Origin of the sequence: Photobacterium sp. Hal280 (assembly GCF_037162255.1) — a bacterium.
Lineage (GTDB): Bacteria > Pseudomonadota > Gammaproteobacteria > Enterobacterales > Vibrionaceae > Photobacterium.
This window is the reverse complement of the sequence record NZ_JARLUO010000005.1, coordinates 1,042,999-1,068,692: the sequence shown is the minus strand read 5'-3', so window position 1 is coordinate 1,068,692 and position 25,694 is coordinate 1,042,999. Positions and strand designations below refer to the sequence as shown.

Sequence of the window (25,694 nt, the reverse complement as noted above, 5' to 3'; positions counted from 1 at the left end):
ACCTCCTAATGAATAGTTAATCAATAAAGAAAAGGCTCCCAACGGGAGCCTTGCTGATCACAATTCGAAATCACCGAGTGCATCGGCTTCGACCTGCCGCTCTAAAAAGGCAACCAGATCATCGTGACCTCCGATATATTTACCGTCCAGGATGATTTGGGGCACAGTGCGTACTGTGGTGCCGGCCACTTGCTCGATAAAAGCAATCATCTCGGTTTTTTCCAAATTCTGGCCCAGTACCAGCGTGGTATAGTCAGTCCCGCGATCATCCAGAATCGCTTTCGCTCTCACACAGTAAGGACAGTTAGGTTGGGTAATGACCAGATTCTGAAACTGGTGTAATTCTTCAATCGTCATGCGGGCCGTTCTCTGTTGGGTACCGGGAAAAACGGTAAGATAATGCAAAGCGGCACAGGAGTAAAATCTCAACGCCCGACTTGCTGGTTTTATCCGCTTTCAGGCACGGATACGGATTGGAATCCGTCTGCGGCCGAAGCTGCCATGGTAGGCCGTAAACCGTCCTGCCAGATGAAAACCGCAATGTTTGCAGCAGCCGGTCTCGGTCAGATCATAATCACCCAGCGCATACCAGTTGCGCGCAATCACCCGCTGACCACAACCCGGGCAATAAGTGCTGTCGCCAGCCTCATCGAACATATTCCCGACATAGACATAATGCAGACCGGCCTCCAGCGCAATCCGCCTGGCCTGCAGAACCGTGGCCGGCGGAGTCGGCGGCGTATCCATCATTTTAAAATCCGGATGAAAAGCGCTGAAGTGCAAAGGCACATCCGGGCCGAGGTTGTCCATCAGCCAGCGGGACATGGCAGCGATTTCGGCCGGGCTGTCATTCTCGCCCGGGATCAGCAAGGTGGTGATTTCAAACCACACCCGGGTTTCGTGACGCAGGTACAACAGGGTATCGAGCACAGGGGCCAGATGGCCGCTGCAGATTTTATGATAAAAGTGCTCAGTGAAGGCTTTCAGATCGATATTCGCCGCATCCATCTGGCGGTAGAACGCCTGCCGGGGGGCATCACAGATATAACCGGCACTCACCGCCACACTGTGGATGCCATGCGCATGACAAGCCTGCGCACAGTCCATGGCGTATTCCATGAAAATCACCGGATCGTTGTAAGTGAAGGCTATCGAGTCACAGCCATACGCCTTGGCCGCCCGGGCAATCTGCTCCGGCATGGCCGTTGCGCCTAAGGTATCGATTTCACGCGATTTGCTGATGCTCCAGTTCTGACAGAATTTACAGCCCAGATTGCAGCCCGCCGTACCGAACGACAACACTGAGCTGCCGGGATAGAAATGATTCAGCGGTTTTTTCTCAATCGGATCAATGCAAAAACCGCTCGAACGCCCATAGCTGGTCAGCACGATCTGGCCATGCTCCGCCATACGTACAAAGCAGGCACCGCGCTTGCCCTCACGCAACCGGCAATGCCGCGGGCAAACGTCACACACCACCCGGCCATCATCCAGCGGATGCCAGAACTCAGTCGGCCAGCTGTCAGCTGAGCGGCTTCCTGTTTCAATCTGTCCTGTCGGTGCGGGGTTCAGTCGTGACATGGCGGTGCTTGCTGTCCGGTTGGTTTTCTGGAAACGGCGCTGGTAACAGTTCTGGTAACTGCCCGGTCATGATTCCTTCCTATACTTAACTATAGTTGGTAGCGCACTGTTCTTGCCTGCAAGCGGTGCGTGACCTTGTTGCAGTCATCACCCAGAACAAAGGCCAGACAATGAGCATTCGCGCTCCCGCCGTGGCTGGACGGTTTTATCAGGCTTCACCGCTCGGGCTGAGAAAACAGATCCAGCAATGGTTTGCTGAACCCTGTAACCCTGAGCTGATGCCCAGGGCGCTGATCGTGCCGCACGCCGGATACATGTTCTCCGGAAAAGTGGCGGCCAATGCTTTTCGCTGGCTGAAAAAAGCGCACAGTCAGTATCGCAAAGTGATTTTGATTGGCCCCAGCCACCATTATGCGTTCGACGGCTGTGCCCTGCCTGCTGACCAGTATTTCGCCACACCGTTAGGTGAAGTCAAAATCGACTTACAAGGTGTTGAAAAGCTGTCGCATTTGAATGATATTGAGATATCAGATCGCATACACGAACTGGAGCATTGTCTGGAAGTACAGTTACCTTTCCTGCAAAGCTGCCTTTCTGCGTTTACCTTGCTGCCGATTCTGACCAGTCGCATTGCACCAACCAGGCTGGCAGAGATGATCGATCCCCTGTGGCAGGACGACACCCTGCTGGTGATCAGCAGCGATCTGAGCCATTACCACCCCTATGCAGATGCACAGGATATCGATCACCATACCCTGACAGTGATCGAAACGTTCGACCCCAGTCTGACACCGCAGCAAGCCTGCGGGTCTACCGGGATCAACACCTTGTTATTACTGGCAAAGCAAAGAGGCTATTTCTTAACACAAATAGAATACAAAAATTCCGGCGACACAGAAGCCGGAGATAAGGAGAGAGTCGTTGGATATGTCAGTTACCTCGTGTCCGCCACCACCCAAACCGGCCCTGAATAAAGGCGAAATGACCCAACTGCTGGATATCGCCAGAGAGGCCATTCGCAGCCATTTCTCTGAAGCCTTGCCGCGACCACCGCAACTGGATTTATACAATCGCAAATTACTCGCTAACGGTGCATGCTTTGTAACCCTGGAAGTCGACGGCGAATTGCAGGGCTGTCTGGGGACTGTGACCGCCAATGAGCCTCTGGTCCTTGAAGTGCACAACAAAGCCAGAGACAGCGCCTATCAGGACAGACGCTTCATGCCACTGACCGAAGATCAGCTCAGCAGCCTGACCATAGAAATTTCAGTACTTTCCGATCCTAAACTGCTGCAGGTCGATTCCGAAGACGCGCTGATCGCCTATCTTGAAGAGCATAAAGTGGGCGTGATCCTGACCGAGCACCATTCACAGGCAGTCTTTTTGCCTCAGGTATGGCATAAACTGGCCTCGCCGGCTGCCTTTCTCAAAGCGCTGAAACAAAAAGCGGGCTGGCCGATCAACCACTGGTCACCCAATGTCAGAGTAAAAACCTTCACCACGACCCAAATCAAAGGGAAGTATTTCTCTCAGTTTGTGTGAGTGAATCGAGTCACCGGTCTAACCCCCAATGCTGACAGACGCCAGCATTGGGTTTCTCTGGCTATGGTTACTCTGGCTAGCGTTTATCTGACCAGGGTGTTTAGCTGCAGGTTACTGACCAAACTGGTAACTCAGCGTCAAGGTGATCTGGCTGACATCGTTGATATCTATAAAATATCGATTGAATTTCCCCCGACCCGCCATGCCGGTGCGATACGATAATCCAGCCCGGCAGTCAGATACGGATCCACGCCCCAATCAGATGAACGGATTGTCTGCCCCTGAAACGTACTGCTGTAATCCGCTTCCCAGCGGTAAACACCGCCACCGACTAAAAAGCGGAACCCCTGATCAGACACCACGGGATAGCGCACATCCAGCGCCACACCCGAGGTCAGCACAGGGGTGGCCTTGACCACGCTCTGATGATAGTCAGCAGAGACTGCGCTGGTTGGCTTGAGTGTGGCCTTGCCGTCACCCTGATCCAGATAGCGGGCCGTCAACAGCCAGTGATGCCGGGTTTCGTAGCCCACCCCCAGTGACACAGCCGTGTCGCTGTCATCTTGTGAAACCAGGGTCTCCGCCGGTTGCGTATTGCGCTCGCTGGCTTCACTCACCCCAAGTTCGGCATCGACAAACCAGGCTGCCTGGCTGTTCAAGCTGATCAGTGCCAATACCAGCGCAAGCAAGCGTCCCCCCTGCGACGGATAACGGCCAAACCGCCGAGTAATACCAGCATCAGGGCAGTGACCGCCCCTCCAGCCCGGTTTTTCACTTCTGTGCCCTCACTGAGCCTGGTGCTCACTCGTACCTGCGCACTGGCTTGCAGGCCAGTTGCATCCGCGATGTGGTAAGTAATGATACTTTCTCCTTCGTAACCGACTTCGGGTGTAAATGTCAGGCTCTGGTCGCTGTTCATCCTGACTGTGCCTCGCGTGGTTATCGCGGAGATGACGGACAAACGGTCACCGTCGGCATCGGTATCATTGTCCAGTACAGCAATGACCACGGCTGTTTTATCGTCAGTCTCGATAACATCATCCACAGCCACCGGGTAATCGCTGTTCAGCACGGTCACTTTCGCTTCCGCATTCGCCGTACCGCCAGCCCCGTCTGAAATACTGTAACTGATGGTCGCAACGCCATAGAAACCATCGGGAGCGGCATAGTGGATCTGATTCGCCGTCAGATTGACGACACCAAAATCAACCAAGGCAGCCATCACTGACAAGGGATCATTGTTGGCATCGGTATCATTGGTCAGCACATCGATCGTGATGTTTCCGTTCCGGTTCAGTAATACAGCATCATCCACCGCCGATGGCGACAGATTCGCACTCAGGGGGACACCGACACCGCCCGGATCCATCACGCTGCCATTGGCCTGGCCGTCATCATCATTCGGCCCGCCATCTTCTATGGTGAGCTGCACGCACCAATACCCTTCCTGCAATCCGGCCTGCCACTGACTGTCGCCCGGAGGCGGACAGTAACCGGCTTCACCCTGGGCAGAAAAGACAAGGTTCTGCGCATCCGTGACAAAGTTTTTCCAACCCTGACTCTCTGTGTATTTGCGATAGACTGCGTTTGCCGGTATGGGTAAGCGTTGCGGCAGTACCACCTGATAACTCTGACCGGCGACCGGCAAACCATGCGCGATAAAGTCAAACACACCACCGATGTTTCTGACCTCGGCATCTGGCGGGATTTCACTGGCCAGCAGTTGTACGCCTCCGGTCTGATTTCCTGCCACCGTCACCCCTTTACGCAGGCAAACACCCGGATCGCCTTCCAGCAGATAACGGCCTGATAACTGAACCTGCTCGGGGATGACATTACAGTCTGCCGCCATGTCCAGATAATCCGGAATGCCGTCTTCGTCACTGTCGGTAAAGCCTTCCAGATTATCAGGCAGCAGATCGCCATCGCTGTCCTCGCTGCCTAACTGGGGTAACTGAGTCACAGCCTCCAGGTAGATTTGTTTCACCACAGACTGAGCCGGCGTTCCGCTGTCAGTGACGGTCAGTTTCAGGCTGTATACTCCCTGAGTCAGCCCATCCGGTGCAAAGATAAAGTGTTCGTCGTCCGTGCTGAGATTAGCCATCGCACTGTGGCTGGCTTCCCACAGATAGCTGTGGCTGTCGCCACTGTTCTGATCTGTGACTTGCGCACTGACGGTAACCTGACCGCCTGAGATATCCACAATCTGCCGGGAGTCACCATCCTGGCTCACAGCCGTGGTCACTTTTGGCGCTAAATTCTCTTCTGAGATAGTCAGCGTGTATTGTGACTTACTGCCGAGATTCAGGGTGGGGGATAAAGTAACCGTCAATGTTTCCGGCCCCTCGGGCAGACCATCGCTCAGTACCTCGAATTCAATCGCACCTTGCGTCCCTTCCTGAATCTCCAGAACACCATCAATCAGGGTGTGATCACTCGCATCACTGCTGCCTGATACGGTATAAGGAATCGTTACCGGGTAATCAGGTGCAGGGCCGTTCAGGTACACACTGATGCTGTGTGTCGTCCCTTCCGTGGTGTGGTCATCTTTAGAGAGTGTGATACGCGGATGCAGAACCACCTGCTGGCTGACTTGGGACTCATTGCCCTGCGAATCCACCGCCCGCCAGTAAACCGTATGTCTGCCCGGCTTGAAGACAGGCACCTGATCCACCAGAGAGACAGCCAGTGACCTGCCCTGGCTGTCGGTGGCTTTGGCAACGCCCAGATTGACCCGGGTAAACAAACCGGTTGCGTTCAGCTCAATATCAGCCGGGGGCTGAATCGTCGGAGGCTGGCTCACCGCCGACGCAATCACCACAGTCACCTGACCGATTTGCTGGCTCCCCCAGCGTCGCTGACGCCATATTGCAGCGAGAAAGTCCCCTGCTGAGTGGTGGCCAGAACCAGCTGACCATTGTGTATGCTGGCCGCCCCTTTCGTCGATGTCACCCAGAGCAGGTTCAGCAAATCCTGATCGATATCCGTATCGTTACTCAGCACATCCAGCACATAACGGCCCGAGGCGCTGGCCTTGAAGTGGTAGGTATCAGACACGATCACGGGCGGATCATTCACAGGCGTCACGGCAAGTGAAACTGTATAAGTGCCGGATACTGTTTCGCCGTCTGTCACCTGATAACTGAAGCTGTCGACACCGTTAAAGTCGGCATGGGGTGTATACAACCAGCCGCTGCCCTGTGCGGTCAGATTGCCGTGCAGCGGCGGATCGCCCACCAGCAGACCCAGTGCCGTGCTGTCGACATCGGTCAGGGTCGGGGCAATCATCAGGCTGGTATCTTCCGCCAGCGTCACCGCCAGGTTTTCCCCCTGCGGTGCATCGTTGACGTTGATCACATTGATACTGAAGGCTGCCAGAGATGCCGATTCAATGCCGTCGCTGACACTGATCACTATACCGCTGCTGCTGCCGACATGGCTGTTATCCGGTGTGCCGGACAACTCACCGGTCTGCGGATTAAAGCTGGCCCAGAGTGGCTTGTTCTGGATACTGAAGGTCAGCGTGTCCGCATCGATATCGGAGGCCTGAGGGATAAAGCTGTATTGAGTATCTTCAGACACCTGCTCCTGAGGCTGCCCGCTGATCACTGGCGCATCATTCACATTATTGACTGTCAGCGTAAACGGCGGTAACGAAGCTGTTTTATCGCCATCACTCACACTGATCACGATATTGCTGACGCTGCCTACCGCATCATTATCCGGAACGCCATACAAACGCCCGGTCTGCGAATCAAAGCTCGCCCAGCCGGGCAGATGAGTGATACTGAAGGTCAGACTATCGTTCTCGACGTCCGCAGCCACAGGCTGGAACTCGTAGCTCTGATCCTGATCCACGCTCAGCACAGGCGTGCCGCTGAGGGTCGGCGCATCATTAACCGTCTCGATCGTTACCGACACAGTGGCTGTATTGGAGACTTCAGCCTCGTTATCGGCAATGGTATAGGTAAAGCTGTCATTGCCGGACTGATCCGCAGCCGGGGTATAGCGCAGACTGCCGTTCCCCAGATCCTGCAACTGGCCCATCTGTGGCGGCGTCAGCACCTGGATTGAGTTCAGATCCAGCGTCCCGTCCAGATCACTGTCGTTGGCAATTAAAGCAATATCAACCGCCGTATCTTCCTGCGTGGTGACCTGATCGGCATTGGCAACCGGGGCATCATTCACCGCCTGTACTGTCATGGTGACGGTGGCGAGATTCGACCATTCATTCAAATCATCTTTCACCCGATAGGTGAACTGATCGTGACCGCTGAAATTCGCTGCCGGGGTATAGATCACTGCACCATTGCTTTCAACGGTCACGCTCCCCTCGCTGGGTTGTGTGACAATGGCCAGCGTTCCGGCCTGAATGGTGCCATCAATATCCTGATCATTCCCCAGCACATTCACGGTATGGGGCGTATCTTCCAGCAGGGTTGCTGTATCATCCGCGACTACAGGCGCATCGTTGACGCTGGCCACCGTGACAGAAACCGTCGCTGGCTGTGAGGTTGCCCCCAGATCGTCCTGCACCACATAGGTAAAGCTGTCGCTGCCAAAGAAATTCGCGTTGGGGGTGTAGGTCACCCGTCCATTGGCATCAATGCTGGTCTGCCCGTGCTGTGGCTGGGTGATCACCTGGAGCGTACTGACATTCAGTGAGCCGTCGACATCGCTGTCATTCGCCAGCACATCGACAACGCCGCTTTCATCCTCATTCACTGCCAGGCCATCCCCCACGGTGACCGGTGCATCATTGACGCCTGCCACATTGACCGTCACCTGAGCGATATTGGAAACCAGCCCTGTGCTGTCCTGTACGGTATAACTCAGCGTGTCTGTCCCCACATAATTCGCGCCCGGCTGATAGTGAATCTTGCCGTTTTCAACCGTCGCGGAACCATGGGCAGGCTGAGTCACCACAGTCAGAGTAGCTGCGTTCAGCGTATCCCCTGTGTCCACATCGCTGTCGTTCACCAGCACATCCAGCACCACCAGTGTGTCTTCATCCGTACTGCTGACATCCGCCGTTGCCACCGGGGCATCGGCGACAGGTGTCATTGTCACAGAGACTGTGGCCGGTGAAGAGACAGCGCCATAGATATCCTGCACCTGATAGGTAAAGGTATCTGTCCCGGCGAAGTTTGCATCCGGCGTATAGGTAATGGTGCCTGTCCCGGTATTGATGCTGGTGGCACCATGCAAAGGTGCCGTCACGACGGTGACACTGGCCGCATTGAGATCGCTGTCGGCATCGCTGTCGTTGTCGAGCACATTGATTGCAATCAGGTTATCTTCCGCGACCGTCACCGCGTCATCGCTCGCAACCGGTGCGAGGTTGGTGATGGTGAAATTGAACACCGTCTCGGTACTGAAACCGGCAAAGGCATTCCCGGCCGTATCCGTTAACGCATCGTTCGTCATGGTGACGTAGTAAGTATGTGTCGGTGTGAAACTCACACTCGGGTCGACCAGCAGCTGACTGCCGGAAATACTCACCTCGGTATCAGACATTGCGTATGTTGCCAGCGTTGTTGCATCCGTGGCATCTATCAGACTCAGTGTGCCGGAGGAATTGCCAATCTGTATATCCTCGCTGAAAGTCAGCGTCAGATTGCTGTTGCGGCTGACATCCGTCGCATCATCAGCCGGATTCAACTGGGTGATATAAGGCGCAGTACCGTCGTAGCTCACCGCCAACTGAGTCGCAGCCAGATTGCCGTTGCCATTCGGGTCGGTAAACCGGTCGCTGGCAATATCCAGCGTGATATTGCCGTCGGTGACCGGCGTCAGGGTCGCACTGTAGCTGCTCCCACTGCCGGTAAAGCCCGACAGGGTCCCGCCACTGACCGTAATATCCGCCGCTTCAAAATCGGTGCTGTCTTCGCTCAATGTCAAGGTGATGTTCGCGGTTTCACCCTGTTTCAGTGCGGATTTATCCGAGTTGATGGTCACGCTTGGGACGACAGTATCCACACGAAGGGCGAGCTGGGCAGCGGCTGTATTGCCATTCCCTGCAGCGTCGGTGAATCCATCCGCCGCGACATCAATCGTGGCTTCCGTCGTACTGTTTGCATCCGGGGTGAACGTCGCACTGTAATTGGTGCCACTGCCGGTGAAATTTGTCAGCGTACCACCGGCAACAATCACATCTCCGGCGGCGAAATCGCTGCTGTTTTCGCTGAGGGTGAAAGTAATGGTAGCCGTTTCGCCCTGTTTCAGCGCGGATTTGTCACTGGAGAGATTCACCGTCGGCTGAATCGTATCCACCGTAATGCTGAGTTGCGTTGCCGCCGTATTACCGTTCCCTGCGGCGTCCATAAACTGATTGGCGGCCACATCGATCGTACCGCTGGTGGCATTCGCGGCGGGTGTGTAAGTCGCGGTATAGACCGTGCCACTGCCGGTGAAGTTCGACAGCGTACCGCCGGAAACAATCACATCTCCGGCGGAAAAATCACTACTGCTTTCGCTCAAAGCAAAGGTGATGTTCGCAGTTTCCCCCTGTTTCAGCGCGGTTTTGTCACTGCTGATCGTCACTGTCGGCAGCGCGGTATCCACTGTGATGGTTTCCGGCGTGGCCACGGTATTGCCATTCCCGGCGGCATCGGTGAACTTGCCGGCAGCGATATTGATGGTCGCCCCGGCAGTACTGTTGTCTGTTGGGGTGAAGGTGGCGCTGTAAGTCGTTCCACTGCCGGTGAAATTCGACAAGCTGCCGCCGGTAACATTAATATCATCCTCGGTAAAATCGCTGCTGCTCTCGCTGAGGGTAAAGGTGATGTTCGCAGTTTCGCCCTGTTTCAGCGCTGTTTTATCGCTGTCGATAGTCACTGAGGGTAGTGCGGTATCGACTGTAATAGCTATCTGCGTAGCCGCAGTATTACCGTTCCCTGCAGCGTCGGTGAATCCATTCGCCGCGACATCAATCGTGGCTCCCGTCGTGCTGTTTGCATCCGGGGTGAACGTCGCGTTGTAATTGATGCCACTCCCCGTGAAATTCGACAGCGTACCGCCCGTGACAGCCACATCGCCGATAGCAAAATTGCTGCTGCTCTCGCTCAGGGTAAAGCTAATGGTGGCGGTTTCGCCCTGTTTCAGCGCGGTTTTGTCACTGGAGATATTCACCGTCGGCTGAATCGTATCCACCGTAATGCTGAGTTGCGTTGCCGCCGTATTACCGTTCCCTGCAGCGTCGGTGAATCCATTCGCCGCGACATCAATCGTGACTCCCGTCGTGCTGTTTGCATCCGGGGTGAACGTCGCGCTGTAATTGGTGCCACTACCGGTGAAGTTCGACAACGTACCGCCGGTGACAGCCACATCGCCGATAGCAAAATTGCTACTGCTCTCGCTCAACGTAAAGGTCAGGGTCGCGGTTTCACCCTGTTTCAGCGCGGATTTATCACTGCTGATCGTCACTGTCGGAAGCACGGTATCCACTGTGATGGTTTCCGGCGTGGCCACGGTATTGCCATTCCCGGCAGCGTCGGTGAATCCATTCGCCGCGACATCAATCGTGACTCCCGTCGTGCTGTTTGCATCCGGGGTGAACGTCGCGCTGTAATTGGTGCCACTACCGGTGAAGTTCGACAACGTACCGCCGGTGACAGCCACATCGCCGATAGCAAAATTGCTGCTGCTTTCGCTCAGGGTAAAGCTAATGGTGGCAGTTTCGCCCGATTTCAGCGCGGTTTTATCGCTGCTGATGGTCACTGAAGGCAGCACGGTATCAACCGTCATCGTTGTCGGCGTGGCCACGGTATTGCCATTCCCGGCGGCATCGGTGAATCGGTTAGCGGCGATATTGATGGTCGCCCCGGCAGTACTGTTGGCTGTTGGGGTAAAAGTGGCGCTGTAAGTCGTTCCACTGCCGGTGAAATTCGACAACGTACCGCCGGTGACAGCCACATCGCCGATAGCAAAATTGCTGCTGCTTTCGCTGAGGGTGAAAGTAATGGTGGCGGTTTCGCCCGCTTTCAGGGCGGTTTTATCGCTGCCGATACTGACAGTGGGCGGCGTGGTATCCGTATCAACACAATCTGCGTCTGTAGAACAAACTTGATTGTTATTGGTGCAAATATAGAGATAGCACTCACCAGCCGCCAGCATTGCCTCGCCGGCCTGTGTGCTTCGGCTCGGTACATTTACAGGAGAGAGTTCACCCACGATGTGTCTGGATGCCTGTACACTGCGATTGAGATTCTGGGTTTGTGCCAAAAAGGTATTCAGATCAAACTCAAGGCCGGCAGACGCAGACTGAGTAATAGCACTGGGTTCAGAGAGTAAGGACTGTGACCTGATTTGCTGGGTCACTTCTGCGTAAGCGCCGGCGATTAAGAACTGGCTGCCTGCCAGTCCCAGCGCTAAAGTCGTGATCCACTTCGCCACATCCTGTTTAACCGGATGCAGTGAGAGTGTTTCAACATTCACTTCATCCGAACATGCGAAAAACTGCCGCGTTGCTGTTGCTAAGCGCGACATCATCAGCCCGTTGTTCATAATTTTCCTGCAATCGTGTGATGCTTCAAAACGAGCCAACCCCGCTTTCCGCCAACCACTCAGGAATGGGCCTTAGCTCCAACAAAAAAAATAAAAAATTAAATGCAACTTGTAGCTATTAAATCAGAGGCTAATGAATGTACAAGAAAGCCATATGAAAAATATGACATCACAGGATATTTTAAACGCAAAAAAATGAAGGGAAACTTTGTCAGAGGTGAAATAAATCAGATAATTCTTCCGAGTTTAAATCAAGAATGCGTGGATTATTGCAGCCAAAAACGATTTCGACGTCATAGATCTGATTCAAATCACCCGAAAAAGTCAGACAGGCAATTTCACTGCCATCACGGAGATCTATCACACAAATACCAGAACGCAGATCTTGTTGGTTTTCCAGCAAAGGCATGTCGATATGCCGTGAAGAGCCGTCTTTTGCCTGCCGTACTTTCGATAGCCCGACGAACGCCATATCACCCACCATACGCAATCCGCGGGTAAAGCCATTCAGTTCAGCTACCAATTCCAAATCGCTTTTTGATGCCGGCAACTGCGCTTCCGGGCATCGCCATAAGCGCCCGGTTCCGGATTCACAAAAGTAAAGATAGTTCCGGTGAATTCGTGGTGAATGCGGCAGGCACACACCTTGAATGACTGCCTGTTCATCTGAAATACGCATAATGGCGCCGTCAAAACTGCTGCCATCACGCCAGCCAAAACGATGATCGGTGGCGGAAAAATAGCTGACATAAGCCGGCTCTCCGTGTTTGAGTGCCAGACCATTTAAATGGCACCGATCTTCTGCCACCAGCGCGGAAATAAAGGGAGGTTTCCAGACAACCTCAAAACTTTTTCCATAAACAGGGCTGGCAATACAATTAAACCGGGTATTGACCATGTACAGTTTCTCTCTGCCCCAGGCTAAATCGTGGGTATTCAGATACCCAGTGGTCATTGAGCCACAAGGGTAAAAAACGGCGTCTCTGCCCTGAGTCGATTCGACCGAAGTGGGCAGCTCCGGCTGCGCCGTTATCCGCTGGTAATCCCACACCTGATGATAAGCCGCTAAGGATAGGCGTTGTTGATCGTCACTGAGCGCAATCCCCTGTATCTGCGGCAGGCGGACATGCTCCGCCTTTATCTCTTCGCCGTCACTGCTGATCACAAAGAGGCAGTCCAGGTTATGGGCGCTGACCAGTAAGCTGCTCTTCATTGCCTGCAGTAATAATGGAAAACGGGCACAGCTGGTCATGACATAATTCAGTTTCACTTCCTTGTTTGTCATAGCGATTGCTTTTCATCCAACAATAACGATAAGGTTTGTTATCTCTTTTTGACTTTTTACAGGCGAATTATGCTTCTTGACCAGGCCTGCATTCAGATAGGTGAGGTCGATATCAGCGACCTGAACCGGTTCCTGAAACAATTACCGGATTCCGCCTGGAAGGCAAATACTTATCGTCAAAACACCTATGAAGTACACAAACACACTGAAAGTGTCGTGCTGTACTTTAAAACCGATGAATTCACCGAAAGCAATGATGCCTTGCTCTCTGTGGTGCAGCCACTCCTCGCCCCGATATTTGCGCGCTTTGCCCAATACTACGGTTATACGCGCCTGGATATTGCCAAACTGATGTTTGCTAAGTTACCCGCCGGAGGAGAAATTGCCGAGCACAGAGACAGCGCCCCGATATTTGCCCGATATCACAGAGTCCATGTCCCGATGATAACTCACGACCAGGTGCAGTTTTACCTGGGCAGGGAATTGCACCACTTAAAAACCGGTGTCATGTACGACATTAATAATCTGGATCTGCACAGGGTTATTAATCGCTCTGATACCGACCGCATCCATCTGATTTTTGATGCCCGGCCCGTTAAACGGATTCACAATGCCAGACATCACCTGTTTGTGATGAGTCCGAACAATTCAGGCTCATCCCTGGTCTCTGCAGCGCTCGGCGACTGCAAACAAGCCATCACACTACCCGGCGAAGGGCACTATATTGCGGGTTTTGCCGGTCCGAATCCCAACCGGGATAACAGTCACTTTGTCTGGAGCCAGTTCAATACCTTCAATAAGCTCCGCAATCCCAGCGCCTACGACTGGCCAGCGATCCGTCACCTTTGGTCCGGTGCAGCAACACCACAATCCGATGGCGCCAGCATACTGGTGGAAAAATCCCCCTGCAATATTGCCAGAATGGCCATGCTGGCCGAGGAATTTGATGATGCGAAATTTCTGTTTCTGATCCGAAATCCGTACGCCATGTTTGAGTCGGTTGTCAGGGCAAGGCGTGATTTAGCCGGGATAGAAACCCTCGCAGCGCAGCATGTTTTATGGTGTTTCCGGCAACAGGCTTTGAATCTGGACCAATGCCAGTCACCACATATTTTGATTCGCTATGAAGATGTATGCGACGCACCCGTACAGACAGCTGAAGTCATACGCCACTTTATTCCTGAATTTGATGACCTGGATTTCAAGCCGCCTCGCTGGGTCAAGGGACAGCAATCAGCGCTGGAAAACCGCAATGCCGACCAGATTGCCCGCCTGAGCGCACAAGAGCGCGCCATAGCTGACAAACATTTTCAACCGCATGCCAGCTTGTTTGCTCAATTTGGCTACCCGGTTTAGCCCGGCCTGAAACCCGTATCGTCAGAGACCGGCATAAATCGGCCGGGTGCCGGGCGGATACCAGATCATCCGCTCATAGGGCGGCTCTATCTGATCAAGCACAAATCCGAGCTTCTGATAAAGCTGTCTGGCACTGTGGTTCATCTGCTGGACAGACAGGATCATCGGTGCTTTCAGCTGATTCGCGGAAAACATAAATGAACGGATAACCGCTTCTCCCAATCCGTGTCCTCTCGCCTCTCTTTGAAACACAATATCAACCAGGTGAACCTTGTCTTGCGAGAAATCGAGCACTGCGCGCCCTACCGCCTCTTTGTGATACTCAATAATGAAGTACAAGGCATTGGGGAACTGATCGCCATACCCCTGATTCATCGCGTTGAACTGCATCTCAATCAGCGACTCAATAAAATCCCGCTCGCCATCAATCAATCGCAAATCATCCCGGCGCTCATTGTGGAGCTTCGCCAGAAACACCCTGTCTGCGGCTGAGGAATTGGATGGCCGGACATGTAATCCACCCGGCAAGGTTAAATCTTGTAATTGCATTATCTGACTTCCCTGAACTGTTCGCTTTTAATGCGTCATACGATTGTTTTGCACATGCTGCATCATGCTTTGTGCATTCAGCGCTGGCTGGCTGTATTGCCGGACTAACTGACCCAGCTGTCTGGCAGACAGGGACGGCTGAACACTCAGCACTGCCGCCAGCACGCCTGTCATCGCGGCGGTTGCCGCCGATGAATTGGAAAACACCAGACTGTATTTGCCCGTCGCGCGGACATAGACCTGATAGGGCACCTCGACATAGCTGGCAATATGGCTGCCTGTCACCGGCCACTTCACCGTTTGGCTCACCGCATTCACCGTCAGCACCTGAGGCTGAGCGGCCAATGAAAAACCGTGATCGAGATACTCAGCATGATTACCTGCTGCCGCGACAATCACAGTGCCTTTTCCCTGCCGACCATGATCGGACAGATAATCTAGCGCCTCTGTGAGCGCTTGCTGAGTAAAAGGTAATGTCCAGGCGGCCTGAACCAGATCAGCCTCCGTCAAATAAGCCAATTGCAGCGACATGAGAATATCCGAGGTCCAGTTTTTATCGCGGCGCAATAAAATCGCACTGGCGTCAGGCGCAAGGCCGGGGTAATCAGGGTGGCGTGACCAAATCGTGGCCAGGCTGGCATCACCGTGTAACGTGTCGCTCTCAAGCAAGACCGGATCAGGTTTCATCGGTAAGGCCTGCCGGTGATCTATGTCGTAATGCATCTCAACAGACATGGATTCAAGCTTAGAATCAGACAGGCTGAAAGCAGAATCAATCACCGCGATCTTCACACCACGCCCGGCATGTTCAGGCCAGGTGGTCAGCGATAATCGCTGCCTGACCGCGGCTGCCGGTGCGCGGGAAACAGGGCTGTTTCCGCTGTCCCGATACAGCCTGACCTGTAACAAATCAGGTTCTGCCAGTGTGATGCCTCCTGTACGGCGCAGTTGTTCAATCAGAGCCAAAGACTCACTTGCGCTTTGAGTCAGCACGACAGACCAGCAGGCTTTGTCGAGTTCAAACACCCTGGCAAAGCGCCGGCCAGACAGCGCCGTCACCCGATCTAAATCCAGGCTTTTACGGTGACGAAACAGCACTCTTTGCCCCAATTTCAGCCCTTTGTTGGCCAACGCGGAATGCGTGTAAACCGGTTCGCCCTGCCGGAGAGAAGACAAGGTCAAGGCGAGCGGCTGCCCCTGATACATCATTGTGATCGAGGCAGGCCAGTCTGTACCCGCGGCCACCCTGCCCGATAACAAAACACAGAACATCATGATGAATCGCATCACACAGACCATCTGCTCCAACAACATCTCCGGCGGTAAAGAAGACCGGAGGATAACAAGCTACGGCCGCTGAGGATAAATACCATCAATACAGATACAAAAATTAATAGCCAGATAGGGCTGCATATTTTCATGCGCCGTCGTCTGCCCTGTCTCACTCAGACTCTCTATATTCAATGTCGTATTCGGATCACCTGTGCTGTAGCGGTTTTCAACCAGACTATTTTCGATCAGTATGCCAGGGACTGCGCCCTGCGCCTCAGTGGTCGAAATGGGTTTTACCGCACCTCTCATCTGATGGGTATGCTCGGGCAGATTAGCCTCCCACAGGGTGACGACATCACTCCCCGCCCTTTCAGCCAGACGTTGCGGGGTCAATCCGGGGCCATTCCCTGCTCCAATCGGCGCTCTGGCTCTCAGATCCGGTAAATTGAGGTATGTCCTGTTGTCCGAACCAAACCTGTCGCCGATCACGGCATACAAGACCTGATTTTGCATCAAACTCACTTGCTGCCCATTGCAGTATGCCCACCCTCTCGGCGCATAGGGATAAGGCATCATCATTATTTCACCGTAAAAAGCTTCACTCATTCGCCTGGTCCTCTAGCTTTGGGATGGATAAACACCTGCCGTGCAGATAATAAAATTCAGCGCCAGCGAGGGGGCCATATTGGCATGCGCCCGTCCGTCGCCCGTGGAAGCAATTGCCGCCTGCTGCATCTCAACAAGATCCTCAGCAGCAGGATCAGCAAAGTACTGATTGGCCTGTCCCAGCACCAAAGCAGCAGAAGGCTCCGGAGACAACGCAAGATTGGCCGATGCCTGTAGCGCATGACTGTGATTTGGCAGGTTATCCACGGTTAGCTGAACGTTTTCCTGTCCGATTTTTTGCCCCTGTCTTCTTAATGTCAGCCCGGAGCCCTGTCCCATGCCAACCGGCACGCGCCCCTGAAGGTCCGGCAAAGCAAAGCTGGTGCGCCCATCGCCGCCATTGGTAATTCCCAGCAAAGAATAGAGTGCTTCGTTATTGGCAATCGGCAGTAAAGTGCCGGCGCAGTATGCCCATTGTACAGGCGCATAAGGACCGGCAAAGAGGGTGATTTCCGAAAGATAGCGTGTAGACATGTTTGATCTCCGTATCAATCTCTTTCAGGAAAAAGGCCAGACAGCGCGATGCAAAAATTAATCACTGTACTGGGCTGGATGTTATTGTGTGGCTGATTGCCACCCGTTGAACTGATCGCCTTCTCATTCATCGCGATAAGTTGCTCAGGCTGGGCGTAAACCGGCGTGTTTAAGGCCGATGACGATAAAACGCCAGCCTGGCTGGCCGCTTTGTTGTTCGGCCTCGGGGAATTACCGGGTTCGGTAGAGGCATAAACCTCGTGACTGTGCGCCGGCATTTGCGCCACTGACAGGGTGACAGCTTCCATTCCCCCCGACTGACCTTGCACCACTTGCCGGTCTGAAGCCTGAAATACCCCCGGAGCAACAGGCATTCTTCCCTGCAGATCGGGCAGATTAAAGCTGGTATTGCCCGTGCCACCAAATGTCACACCCAATAAAGCATAGAGCGCTGGGTTTTGATTGATCAGGATCGTTTGCCCGTTACAAAAGGCATAATCTCTCGGCGCAAAGCTTGCCCCGAACATTTGAATATTACCGATATAAGGTTCCATGCTGACCTCTGATGTTTATGCGTGAGTGATCTTGCGGGAAAAAATCACTTCCAGCTCTTTTTCAGAATTAGGCGAAACAAACAAAGACGCTTCCCCTAAGCTATCGTGACCAAAAAGATAAGTGCCTTGTTCCACCGCCCCATTCAGCCCACTGCTATCCAGGTACAATGCAAAAGATTCCCATGTTTTACTGTGCGTGCCAGTGCGTTTCACCCCGGTAATTTCCACATCAACCGATGCCCCTTCATCCAGCATCATCGACATCTTGTCGCCCACTAATTTTTCCAACTGTTCAAATGTAAACTGCTCCATACCTGCTTCCTTAAAAGGGGAATACCTATGTCCATGTATTTTCCACTCGTAAGGTTTAGAGCATGGTTGCATGTGTGAACAAATGTCAGCGTGAAAACTTGAGGATTGATCATAAAAATAATTTAAATTTATTTTCACGATATTGAGAAGGCAAAATAAACACACAATATACTGATGCATTTGTTATTAGTGTGTTTTTAGTTACGCCCGAGACAACTTTATCATTTCCCCGGGATAGCCGTTATTTTAACGACTGAATGTATTCACAACGTCGAATCCCTCACTTTGATACCAGGACACAACTTTCCGGTTTACGACATGCAATTGAGAGCGTGATTATTCATGACCAAATACCGGGCGGAAAAAGTTACGCTCGTAACTGATAATACAGCGGGTATCCTCGGCAAACTGAAAGGCGCGCAGGCAATCCGGATCCGTCATGGATGCTTTCCGGTAGGTTTCGTAATCAGCAAGGCTGGGAAAGGTGAACAGCGCCAGTGCGATGTTGCTCGCCCCTTCAGAAGGCAGGAAATAGCCATTGTGCTGGCCGCCAAATTTATTGACGAGCGGGATCCACATCCGGGCATATTCTTCAAATTCGCTGACTTGATAAGGGTCAATAACGTAACGTAAAAAACAGGTCACCATGATTCATTCCTTTGTTATGGTTCATTCGTTTGATGCAGAGAAACCAGCTGACGGTTATGCCAGCGAGAAAGTAAGAACGTCGCGCATACAGCGCCCACTAACGCAAATGCCATATCAGACTGAGTATCCCAGACATACCCCTGAGTACCCAGAAATGCTTCCGCGTTTTCGCCTGTCGCCAGTGCCACCCACCATTCAATCAGTTCATAAAAGGCACTGAAGGCTAAACACATCGACACGGCAACCACACTCACCCAAAACCGGCCATTGACGATTTGCTTTCTGATGAGTATTTCCCTTGCCAGAATCGCCGGGACAAATCCCTGAAAAAAGTGGCCGACTTTGTCGTAGTTATTTCTTTCAGCCCCAAACAGATTGTCGAAGAAAGGCACTTCGGCGTAGGTGTAATGGCCACCCACCATCAAGACAATACAATGCAATAAAATCAACCCATACAGAAGCGGGGTGAGCCTGAAAGTGTTGTACGTGAGCGCAATCAGCACAAGGCCTATCAGCGCAGGCAGTACTTCGAGAAACCAGGTAAAGGTATCTTTCGGATCGATGCCGGACCAGAGAAGCACGACCGTAAAAACGAATAGCCAGATAGATTTCAAATGCTTGTCCTTTTATCGTTCGGATTGACTAAGTCGTCTTTCCCGTCCGATATCATTAATCAACTTGCACAGGCAAGTTCGGGTTTTCAAAATGCTCGAACATCATGACGATATCTTCGGGAAGTACCCGGCTTTGTGACAAAGGCGGAAGCGTATCTCGTGCAAAAAAATCAATCGCTGAAATTTCGATATTCTCTTTTGGCTCGCCGGACACAAAGTGACAGAGAAAGAAGAGTTTATAAATGTGATAGGGATAATCGGGCTGGTAGGGGTGAACTGCTCGGTCTTTGATCGCAATCAGTCTGGGTTGACTGACGACCAATCCGGATTCTTCCAACACTTCGCGGACAATCCCCTCTGATGGGGTTTCACACACATCGGCCCACCCTCCGGGTAATGTCCAGGCGCCATCCTCACGTTCTTTGACCAGCAAAATGCTGTTATCGCGAATCACTCCGGCCCGCAGATCAACTTTCGGCGTAGGATAGCCCTCTTCAGGCAGAAACAGATCATGCACTTTACTGAGTGGCTGGCCGCTCAGCTGTGCAAACATTTGACACGAAATGTCGGCTATCTGATCAAAGCGTTCAAGATCGTACGGATCGTGACAGTAAGCTTTACCAGCTTGTGCAATGGCCTGAAGTTTCTTGGCCCAAGTTAACCTGTCCTTCATTATCGTTATGCTCTCATTCCGGAAAAATATTGACTCACCCTATATGAGTCAATATCCATAATCAATGCCATTTCAATGGCCTAATGCCGCGGCACCAAACCAAAAGGTAAACTCTCGAACATCGCCGGTTGTTGGGTCACTGTCGGGGCAGTATGCACGCCTCGCCAGTCCAGTAACATAATAGCCAGCGTGTTGCGGTGCTCACCGTCATACAGCTCACTGACCCCTTTAACCGACGGCACCATACCCGTTTGCCGGTCGATCGATTTCTGGATGAACTGGCGTGTTTTTTCGACCACAGGGTCATCCGATAACCCGGCCAGCAGGAAGCTGATGCCCACTTCAGCCACTACATCTTCCTTGGTATGAAGCAGAATGTCGTCAATATGGCGGCGAAAGTGATCATAAATCCACTGAAAATCGCTTTCCTTGAGCTGATACTGATAATACGAGGATGCCGCAAAGATAATATGGGTCATGCCGTAAATCTTATTCATGTACTGCTGCTCGCTGAGCTGTTTATCCTGACTGTCCGGATAAGTCGCCCGAAAAGCGGCAATGAAAGGTTCAACCACATCCTGCTCGCCGAGCTGACGCAGCCAGTAAACCTGATTGGCAAGCTGCGCCGCCCATGCGCGGATCATGTCAGGGTCGGTGGCATAACGGGCAAAATCATAGCGGCGGATGATGTCGCGCAATTTATGATCGTCTCTGTGCTTGAGGCCGTATTCATTGGCTCGGGCCATAGAGCCAAGCAGGTCGACCCCCAGAAAGTAATACTCAGGGTAGTCTCGGGTAGCCAGATAACGTAAATCACTGCGGGCATCGTCTTTGCGCTGATACCTGGCTTCACGGGCATCGGAATAGGCTTTGATCTGCGCCGGTGTGTGAATTTCTGTCGTCACGGCATTCAGCCGGCTGGCCACACGTGCCAAGTCTGACCACACGGCCGACTGATATTTGGGATCCAGTGTCTGGCGATACATCCTCAGGCCATAATGGCCCATTTTAAAAGCCGGTAATGTAAACAACTGGGTTTCAAAGGTTTGCCGTATCAGAGCCGCATCATCGGCGTAGGATGGCAATCCCTGTTGCTGTACAGGCGGTTCTGCAGGTCTGGGCGATATTTGCATCGCCGCCCAGCCAGGCAGTGAAAGAAGCGTAATCAGAAGATAGACAACAAAACGACGAATATTCATAGCAACCCCGCAACGATTGAACAACACAATCATAGCAAAGTCGCCTTTGTTCACGTCAGCCGTTTGTCATTTAAGCCAGTGGAATATCAGCATTTTTACGTCTTCGGTGCTGAGCAGTTACGTATTTATCCACCGGTAGGTCAGGTTCATCCGTTCACCATGAGGCTGAGTGGTCTTGGGCACGCTGTGAACCCAGTGGGACTGAGTCTGACCCGCCATGATGAGCAAAGATCCATGACTGAGCTGAAAATCAATTTTCTGCCCGGTGTGGCGATGTTTCAGCAAAAAACGCCGGGTATCGCCTAAGGTCACTGAGGCAATCACAGGCGCAGGGCCGAGTTCAGGTTCGTTATCCTGATGCCAGCCCATGCTGTCCTGCCCGTGACGATACAGATTGGCCAGTACCGAATTAAACCGTGTCCCGGCAACCTGTTCGCAGGCGGCTTTGATCTGTAATAAGGCTGGCGTCCAGGGGTCCGGCTGCATCGTCAGTCCCGAATAGGTATAGGACGCATCCCCGCACCAGGCTTGCAAACGCGGCTGCATCACCCGGCGGCCATACACTGTAATGGCTTCCTGCTGCCAGTTGAGAGACTGGCGCAGCGCGCTGAAATAGCGATCTGAGTCGGAAACGGTAAAAAAGGCCGGCGACCAGAACAGCAAACCGTCATCAATGGCGATCCACTCGCCCTGCCCGCTCGCTTCACCGAATAAGTCGAGATTATGCATGACCTTGTCTAGTCCTTCACCGCAGGCAGACGTACATCAACCCAGACCAGCCGGTGATCAGAGCTGATATCGGCCCGTTCTTTGCCGTTCTCGTCAGTCACCAGTCTGCGCAGCGGATCTTTCTTATCCGGCCAGAACACGCCGCTGTTCAGCACATCGAAATCGGCAGAGGGCAGAACGTAATCAAGCCGCAGACCACTCAGATGTGTCCACTCCGAACTTCTGCCCCGGCGCAATTTCCACGGCCGGAAAAACCGCCCGCCCAGGCTTTTCGGGGTCAGTTTGCCTTCTGCAACAGCCCGATGAATCCTGGGGTGATATATCAGATGCCGGAGTGCAAGCACCATGCCTTCGCCATCATGCAAATCGGCGTTGAGATCCCCCAGCAACACAAAAGGCATGTCTTTGTCTAAACCGCCCGGGTTGCCCTGATCATCGATCAGATAAGCTTCGTCATTGATGATGTCCATCAAAAGACGCAACTCATCATGGTTACGGCGGGCATTACGCCGTTCAGGTCCGTCAAACACAGGCGGCGTCGGGTGAGCGCAAAGCAGCTGGAATCGCTGGAGGCCGACCTGGACCGGCAGTAAAAGATGGTTTTTTGAAGAGAGCCTGAGCTGTGCCATCGCTTCAGGGCTGTAATAGCCTTCAGGCATCTGGTTATCCGGCATCTGTTGCCACAGCAGGGTTTGCCAGCAGCGGATATCCTCTTCAATCAGCGGATAACGCGACAGCACGACGAAGCTGAAATGACCATGGTGAAACCCGTAACCCTGACCATCCTGCGGCAGAGTGCGCTCACCGTCTCCGTCCAGATCTGCCTCGCACAGCAAGCCGGTATTCGTGGGGGGACAATAACGGTAAGGATAATCAATCGCGACCTGACCATATTGCGGCTCAGCGAGATAATAGCGGCAAAAGTCATTCAGGCCGCCGTCATCGCCGCCCTCACCGGGATGGTCAAACTCGCACAGGAGCAGGACATCGGGCTGCACATGCTGAATCATGGCTGCCAGCCGGGCAATTCTGACGTGACCCGGCTCCGACAGCTTCTGCCGTATCCGGCCGGGGGCAGGATCCGACAAGGCGATATTCAATACCGCAACTCTTAAGGTAGGTGTTGGCACAACGCACTCCCAACAGACTGAAATTCAATAGCCTGTATTGATTGTACGCGGTGTTGTTCAGTTCCTCCAGCGCCTGGCATCAGCCCGGAATATTCACCAGGCTGCTGATGGCCTGATAAATCTGCCTGGCATCATGCATGGCCCTGTGCCTTGCCGGGCCGAGGTCTTCCAGCGCACGCTGAAAACGGGCTCTTTCTATACCGTTCTCCTGCTGCAACCAGTGGCCGATTTCAGTGAGAGTAAAAGAGGGGCGCATATGGGCTGCATGATACAGCCGCCCCAGCCAGAACAAGTCCCACTGGCTGTCACAAAACACATAATCGAGCTGCCCCAGCACACTGTTCAGATGCTGGCAGACTTCCAGCACCTGCATCCCATGCTGTTCCAGTTCAGACCGGGGGATTCTGTGAATACGTTGCTCGGCGTAGCTGTCCCAAAACAGCCAGACATCACCGGCAGTCAGCGGATTGATCAGGATACTTTGTCCACTGCCGTCAGGAAGAACATAACCCACTTCGATGGGGTAGGATTGATCCGATAAACCTGACGCTTCAAAATCTAATGTTGCCCACATTGCACTCTCCCTGATGCTTATGTCGTCCACGGCTCAGCCATTCTGGTTCCTTCCCTACCGGCAAAGACAAGCAGCCGGTAAGCTAAGCCGGACATCTCTCAATGAGCACAGCATAGTCGCGACAGCTCTCATACCCTGAGAGCACATCGGCACTGCGTCACTGGCTACCTTCTCATTAACTGTAGACCCGCGATAACACTTTACCCGCTATTTCATCCGCTTGACGCAGGATTGATACACTTAGTCAGACCGCAGCAAACGGCGATAAATGTCAGTATCTTCCTGGCTGAAACAGACAAAGTACACTTTGCCCGGCGTGCTTTGTCCTTCCAGAGACTGGCGGACTGTTTGCACGGCGATACTGGCCGCCAGCTGTTGCGGGAAACCGTATACCCCGGTACTGATGCAGGGAAAAGCAATCGTGCTGGCGCCCACTTCATCCGCCAGCGCCAGACTCTGCCGGTAACAACTGGCCAGTAATTCGGCCTCGTGATGCGCACCGTCCTGCCACACCGGCCCCACAGTGTGAATCACCCAGCGGGCCGGTAGCTGGTATCCGGGGGTGATTTTTGCTTCCCCGTCGGGCAGCCGTGCAAGCGCCGGCACTCTGCCAGCAACTGCGGGCCCGCCGCTTTGTGAATGGCACCATCGACACCACCGCCACCCAATAAGCTGTTATTCGCGGCGTTGACGATTGCATCCACATTCAAGGTGGTGATGTCACCCTGCCATACCAATAAATCTGCCATCTCAGTCTCCGGTTTGATCTGACACAGCAAAACACCCAAGTCCCAGGCAAGGTACTGTGTCGGCACTGACTATCATGTTATTTTAGTGCCAATCTTCCATCAAAAGGCCAAAGACTGACTATGACACCCGTTATCGGTTTCGCCGGTTTCAGCGGCTCAGGAAAAACCACATTAATTGAGCAGGTTATCCCATATTTAAAACAACACGGATTGCGTGTTGGTCTGCTGAAACACAGTCATCATGATGTTGAGCCGGATACACCAGGAAAAGACAGTTATCGGCTGCGCCATGCCGGCAGCGATCAGCTCTTGCTGGCAACACCGCATCGCCATATTCTTTTTTGAGTACCCGGACGATGAAGATCGTGAGCCGAAGCTGAAAGATTGCCTGGCGCAGCTGGATCACAGCCGTTTGGATATCGTGCTGGTAGAAGGGTTTCGCGACCAGCCCATCACCAAAATTGAAATTCACAGGCCGGATTACGGCAAGCCGCTGCTGTACCCCAAAGATACGCACATCGTGGCAATTGCCACCAGCGAACCGGGCGGCACTCACCCGATCCCTGTACTGGATTTAAACCAGCCTGCCAGTGTGGCGGCGTTTATGATGACGTGGCTTGAAAGCACCGGACCGGTGCGCGACTGACAGCAACTCTCAGGTTTGCTCTGAAAGAGATAACAATCACTGCAGTCGGTATGATCAGAACATCAGGCGTTTGCGGCCGGTCTGCTGATCGGCATCTTTGCCAATTGTTACCGACTTGTCTCTGTTTGACTTTTTCTTAGCCGCTTTACTGCCTGATTGGTTTTTCGCTGAGAGGTTTTTCGCTGACGGCTTTTTGCCCGATTTAGCCGGGCGATGGCTCGCCTGCTGCTCTTTTTTCGGTTTCGCGGCTGCGGGTTTGGCTTCTGGCTCACTGACCGTTTCTGTCACCGGCTGATCACAGAGCACAACATAAAACTCACCGTTAAACTCAATGACGTCGCCGTCATAAATCTTACAGCGTTTACGCAGTTCAATCTCACCATTGACGGCAACATAGCCTTCAGAGATCGCCATTTTGGCCTCACCACCACCACCGACGGCATTGGCAATTTTCAGCACTTTATATAACTCAATGGGCTGGACAGACACTTCTATCCCAAGCGCTTCAACTTCTATTTCCTGATCCTGACTCACGGTGCTTGACCTGTTTTTACTGAGAATGCAGTGAGTATACCACTTTGCCCTCCCGCACTGCGCATCATTCCTGCTTTCAATTGAACCGGTTCTCTGAAGACG

General features: G+C 53.0%; 25 protein-coding genes and 1 pseudogene. 4 read left to right on the top strand and 22 right to left on the bottom strand.

Translation table 11 applies throughout. The annotated features are described in order from the left end of the window. Nucleotides 1-57 precede the first annotated feature (57 nt). Nucleotides 58-357: a glutaredoxin domain-containing protein gene (locus P4S53_RS14370; protein WP_120510462.1), complete on the bottom strand. Its 300-nt coding sequence runs from the start codon at nt 355-357 to the stop codon at nt 58-60. Nucleotides 358-456: 99 nt separating this feature from the next. After that, nucleotides 457-1,581, bottom strand: a complete 1,125-nt coding sequence (gene amrS, locus P4S53_RS14365) for an AmmeMemoRadiSam system radical SAM enzyme (RefSeq protein WP_337113175.1) — start codon at nt 1,579-1,581, stop codon at nt 457-459. A gap of 170 nt (nt 1,582-1,751) precedes the next feature. Here amrS and amrB point away from each other — a divergent pair, with 170 nt between their 5' ends. Continuing rightward, nucleotides 1,752-2,555, top strand: coding sequence for an AmmeMemoRadiSam system protein B (gene amrB / locus P4S53_RS14360; RefSeq protein ID WP_337113174.1), 804 nt, complete (start codon nt 1,752-1,754; stop codon nt 2,553-2,555). Continuing rightward, a complete protein-coding gene (gene amrA, locus P4S53_RS14355) occupies nt 2,509-3,123 on the top strand; it encodes an AmmeMemoRadiSam system protein A (protein ID WP_337114494.1) in 615 nt (204 codons plus the stop codon). The genes amrB and amrA overlap by 47 nt, the downstream gene beginning before the upstream one ends. Before the next feature lie 167 nt (nt 3,124-3,290). Here amrA and P4S53_RS14350 read toward each other — a convergent pair whose 3' ends face one another. The 4 genes from P4S53_RS14350 to P4S53_RS14335 all read right to left on the bottom strand — a co-directional run bounded on the left by P4S53_RS14350 (nt 3,291) and on the right by P4S53_RS14335 (nt 12,913). Next, the gene (locus P4S53_RS14350; RefSeq protein WP_337113173.1) at nt 3,291-3,812 is read right to left on the bottom strand and encodes an outer membrane beta-barrel protein; all 522 of its coding nucleotides are present in this window, start codon (nt 3,810-3,812) and stop codon (nt 3,291-3,293) included. Beyond that, nucleotides 3,788-5,941, bottom strand: coding sequence for an Ig-like domain-containing protein (locus P4S53_RS14345; RefSeq protein WP_337113172.1), 2,154 nt, complete (start codon nt 5,939-5,941; stop codon nt 3,788-3,790). The genes P4S53_RS14350 and P4S53_RS14345 overlap by 25 nt, the downstream gene beginning before the upstream one ends. Nucleotides 5,942-5,946: 5 nt before the next feature. After that, complete coding sequence (locus P4S53_RS14340; RefSeq protein ID WP_337113171.1) at nt 5,947-11,628, bottom strand: Ig-like domain-containing protein; 5,682 nt, start codon at nt 11,626-11,628, stop codon at nt 5,947-5,949. 211 nt (nt 11,629-11,839) lie between these two features. Beyond that, entirely contained in the window at nt 11,840-12,913 is a 1,074-nt protein-coding gene (locus P4S53_RS14335; RefSeq protein WP_337113170.1) for a TIGR03032 family protein, read from the bottom strand. 69 nt (nt 12,914-12,982) lie between these two features. Here P4S53_RS14335 and P4S53_RS14330 point away from each other — a divergent pair, with 69 nt between their 5' ends. Continuing rightward, nucleotides 12,983-14,269 carry a sulfotransferase gene (locus P4S53_RS14330; RefSeq protein ID WP_337113169.1) on the top strand — a complete coding sequence of 429 codons (1,287 nt, stop codon included), beginning with the start codon at nt 12,983-12,985 and terminating at the stop codon, nt 14,267-14,269. Nucleotides 14,270-14,290: 21 nt separating this feature from the next. On the opposite strand, the gene P4S53_RS14325 is transcribed toward P4S53_RS14330, so the two are convergent. The 15 genes from P4S53_RS14325 to P4S53_RS14255 form a co-directional block, all read right to left on the bottom strand. Beyond that, nucleotides 14,291-14,818, bottom strand: a complete 528-nt coding sequence (locus tag P4S53_RS14325) for a GNAT family N-acetyltransferase (protein WP_337113168.1) — start codon at nt 14,816-14,818, stop codon at nt 14,291-14,293. A 27-nt stretch (nt 14,819-14,845) separates the two neighbouring features. Beyond that, nucleotides 14,846-16,117, bottom strand: coding sequence for a S8/S53 family peptidase (locus tag P4S53_RS14320; protein ID WP_337114493.1), 1,272 nt, complete (start codon nt 16,115-16,117; stop codon nt 14,846-14,848). Nucleotides 16,118-16,165: 48 nt separating this feature from the next. Continuing rightward, on the bottom strand, nt 16,166-16,696 hold the full coding sequence (locus P4S53_RS14315; RefSeq protein WP_337113167.1) for a phage tail protein: 531 nt from the start codon (nt 16,694-16,696) through the stop codon (nt 16,166-16,168). A 12-nt stretch (nt 16,697-16,708) separates the two neighbouring features. Then, complete coding sequence (locus P4S53_RS14310) at nt 16,709-17,230, bottom strand: phage tail protein (protein ID WP_337113166.1); 522 nt, start codon at nt 17,228-17,230, stop codon at nt 16,709-16,711. Between the two features lie 14 nt (nt 17,231-17,244). Further along, entirely contained in the window at nt 17,245-17,784 is a 540-nt protein-coding gene (locus P4S53_RS14305; RefSeq protein WP_337113165.1) for a phage tail protein, read from the bottom strand. 15 nt (nt 17,785-17,799) lie between these two features. After that, on the bottom strand, nt 17,800-18,096 hold the full coding sequence (locus P4S53_RS14300) for a DUF6916 family protein (protein ID WP_337113164.1): 297 nt from the start codon (nt 18,094-18,096) through the stop codon (nt 17,800-17,802). Between the two features lie 336 nt (nt 18,097-18,432). After that, complete coding sequence (locus P4S53_RS14295; RefSeq protein WP_337113163.1) at nt 18,433-18,744, bottom strand: NIPSNAP family protein; 312 nt, start codon at nt 18,742-18,744, stop codon at nt 18,433-18,435. A 14-nt stretch (nt 18,745-18,758) separates the two neighbouring features. Next, entirely contained in the window at nt 18,759-19,358 is a 600-nt protein-coding gene (locus P4S53_RS14290) for a DUF2238 domain-containing protein (RefSeq protein ID WP_337113162.1), read from the bottom strand. A gap of 55 nt (nt 19,359-19,413) precedes the next feature. Further along, nucleotides 19,414-20,031, bottom strand: coding sequence for an NUDIX hydrolase (locus tag P4S53_RS14285; protein WP_337113161.1), 618 nt, complete (start codon nt 20,029-20,031; stop codon nt 19,414-19,416). A gap of 80 nt (nt 20,032-20,111) precedes the next feature. Then, nucleotides 20,112-21,230, bottom strand: a complete 1,119-nt coding sequence (locus tag P4S53_RS14280; RefSeq protein ID WP_442958667.1) for a DUF3541 domain-containing protein — start codon at nt 21,228-21,230, stop codon at nt 20,112-20,114. Nucleotides 21,231-21,347: 117 nt separating this feature from the next. Beyond that, nucleotides 21,348-21,959, bottom strand: coding sequence for an alpha-ketoglutarate-dependent dioxygenase AlkB family protein (locus P4S53_RS14275; protein ID WP_337113160.1), 612 nt, complete (start codon nt 21,957-21,959; stop codon nt 21,348-21,350). 8 nt (nt 21,960-21,967) lie between these two features. After that, a complete protein-coding gene (locus P4S53_RS14270) occupies nt 21,968-23,089 on the bottom strand; it encodes an endonuclease/exonuclease/phosphatase family protein (RefSeq protein WP_337113159.1) in 1,122 nt (373 codons plus the stop codon). Between the two features lie 79 nt (nt 23,090-23,168). Then, the gene (locus tag P4S53_RS14265) at nt 23,169-23,663 is read right to left on the bottom strand and encodes a hypothetical protein (protein ID WP_337113158.1); all 495 of its coding nucleotides are present in this window, start codon (nt 23,661-23,663) and stop codon (nt 23,169-23,171) included. A 240-nt stretch (nt 23,664-23,903) separates the two neighbouring features. Next, the gene (locus tag P4S53_RS14260; RefSeq protein ID WP_337113157.1) at nt 23,904-24,269 is read right to left on the bottom strand and encodes a macro domain-containing protein; all 366 of its coding nucleotides are present in this window, start codon (nt 24,267-24,269) and stop codon (nt 23,904-23,906) included. Continuing rightward, nucleotides 24,194-24,412 carry a macro domain-containing protein gene (locus tag P4S53_RS14255; protein WP_337113156.1) on the bottom strand — a complete coding sequence of 73 codons (219 nt, stop codon included), beginning with the start codon at nt 24,410-24,412 and terminating at the stop codon, nt 24,194-24,196. The genes P4S53_RS14260 and P4S53_RS14255 overlap by 76 nt, the downstream gene beginning before the upstream one ends. A 120-nt stretch (nt 24,413-24,532) precedes the next feature. Between P4S53_RS14255 and mobB the strand changes: the two are divergent. Beyond that, nucleotides 24,533-25,058, top strand: a pseudogene (gene mobB, locus P4S53_RS14250) (molybdopterin-guanine dinucleotide biosynthesis protein B). A gap of 54 nt (nt 25,059-25,112) precedes the next feature. Here mobB and P4S53_RS14245 read toward each other — a convergent pair. Then, nucleotides 25,113-25,592, bottom strand: coding sequence for an RNA-binding S4 domain-containing protein (locus P4S53_RS14245; protein WP_337113155.1), 480 nt, complete (start codon nt 25,590-25,592; stop codon nt 25,113-25,115). Nucleotides 25,593-25,694 lie beyond the last annotated feature (102 nt).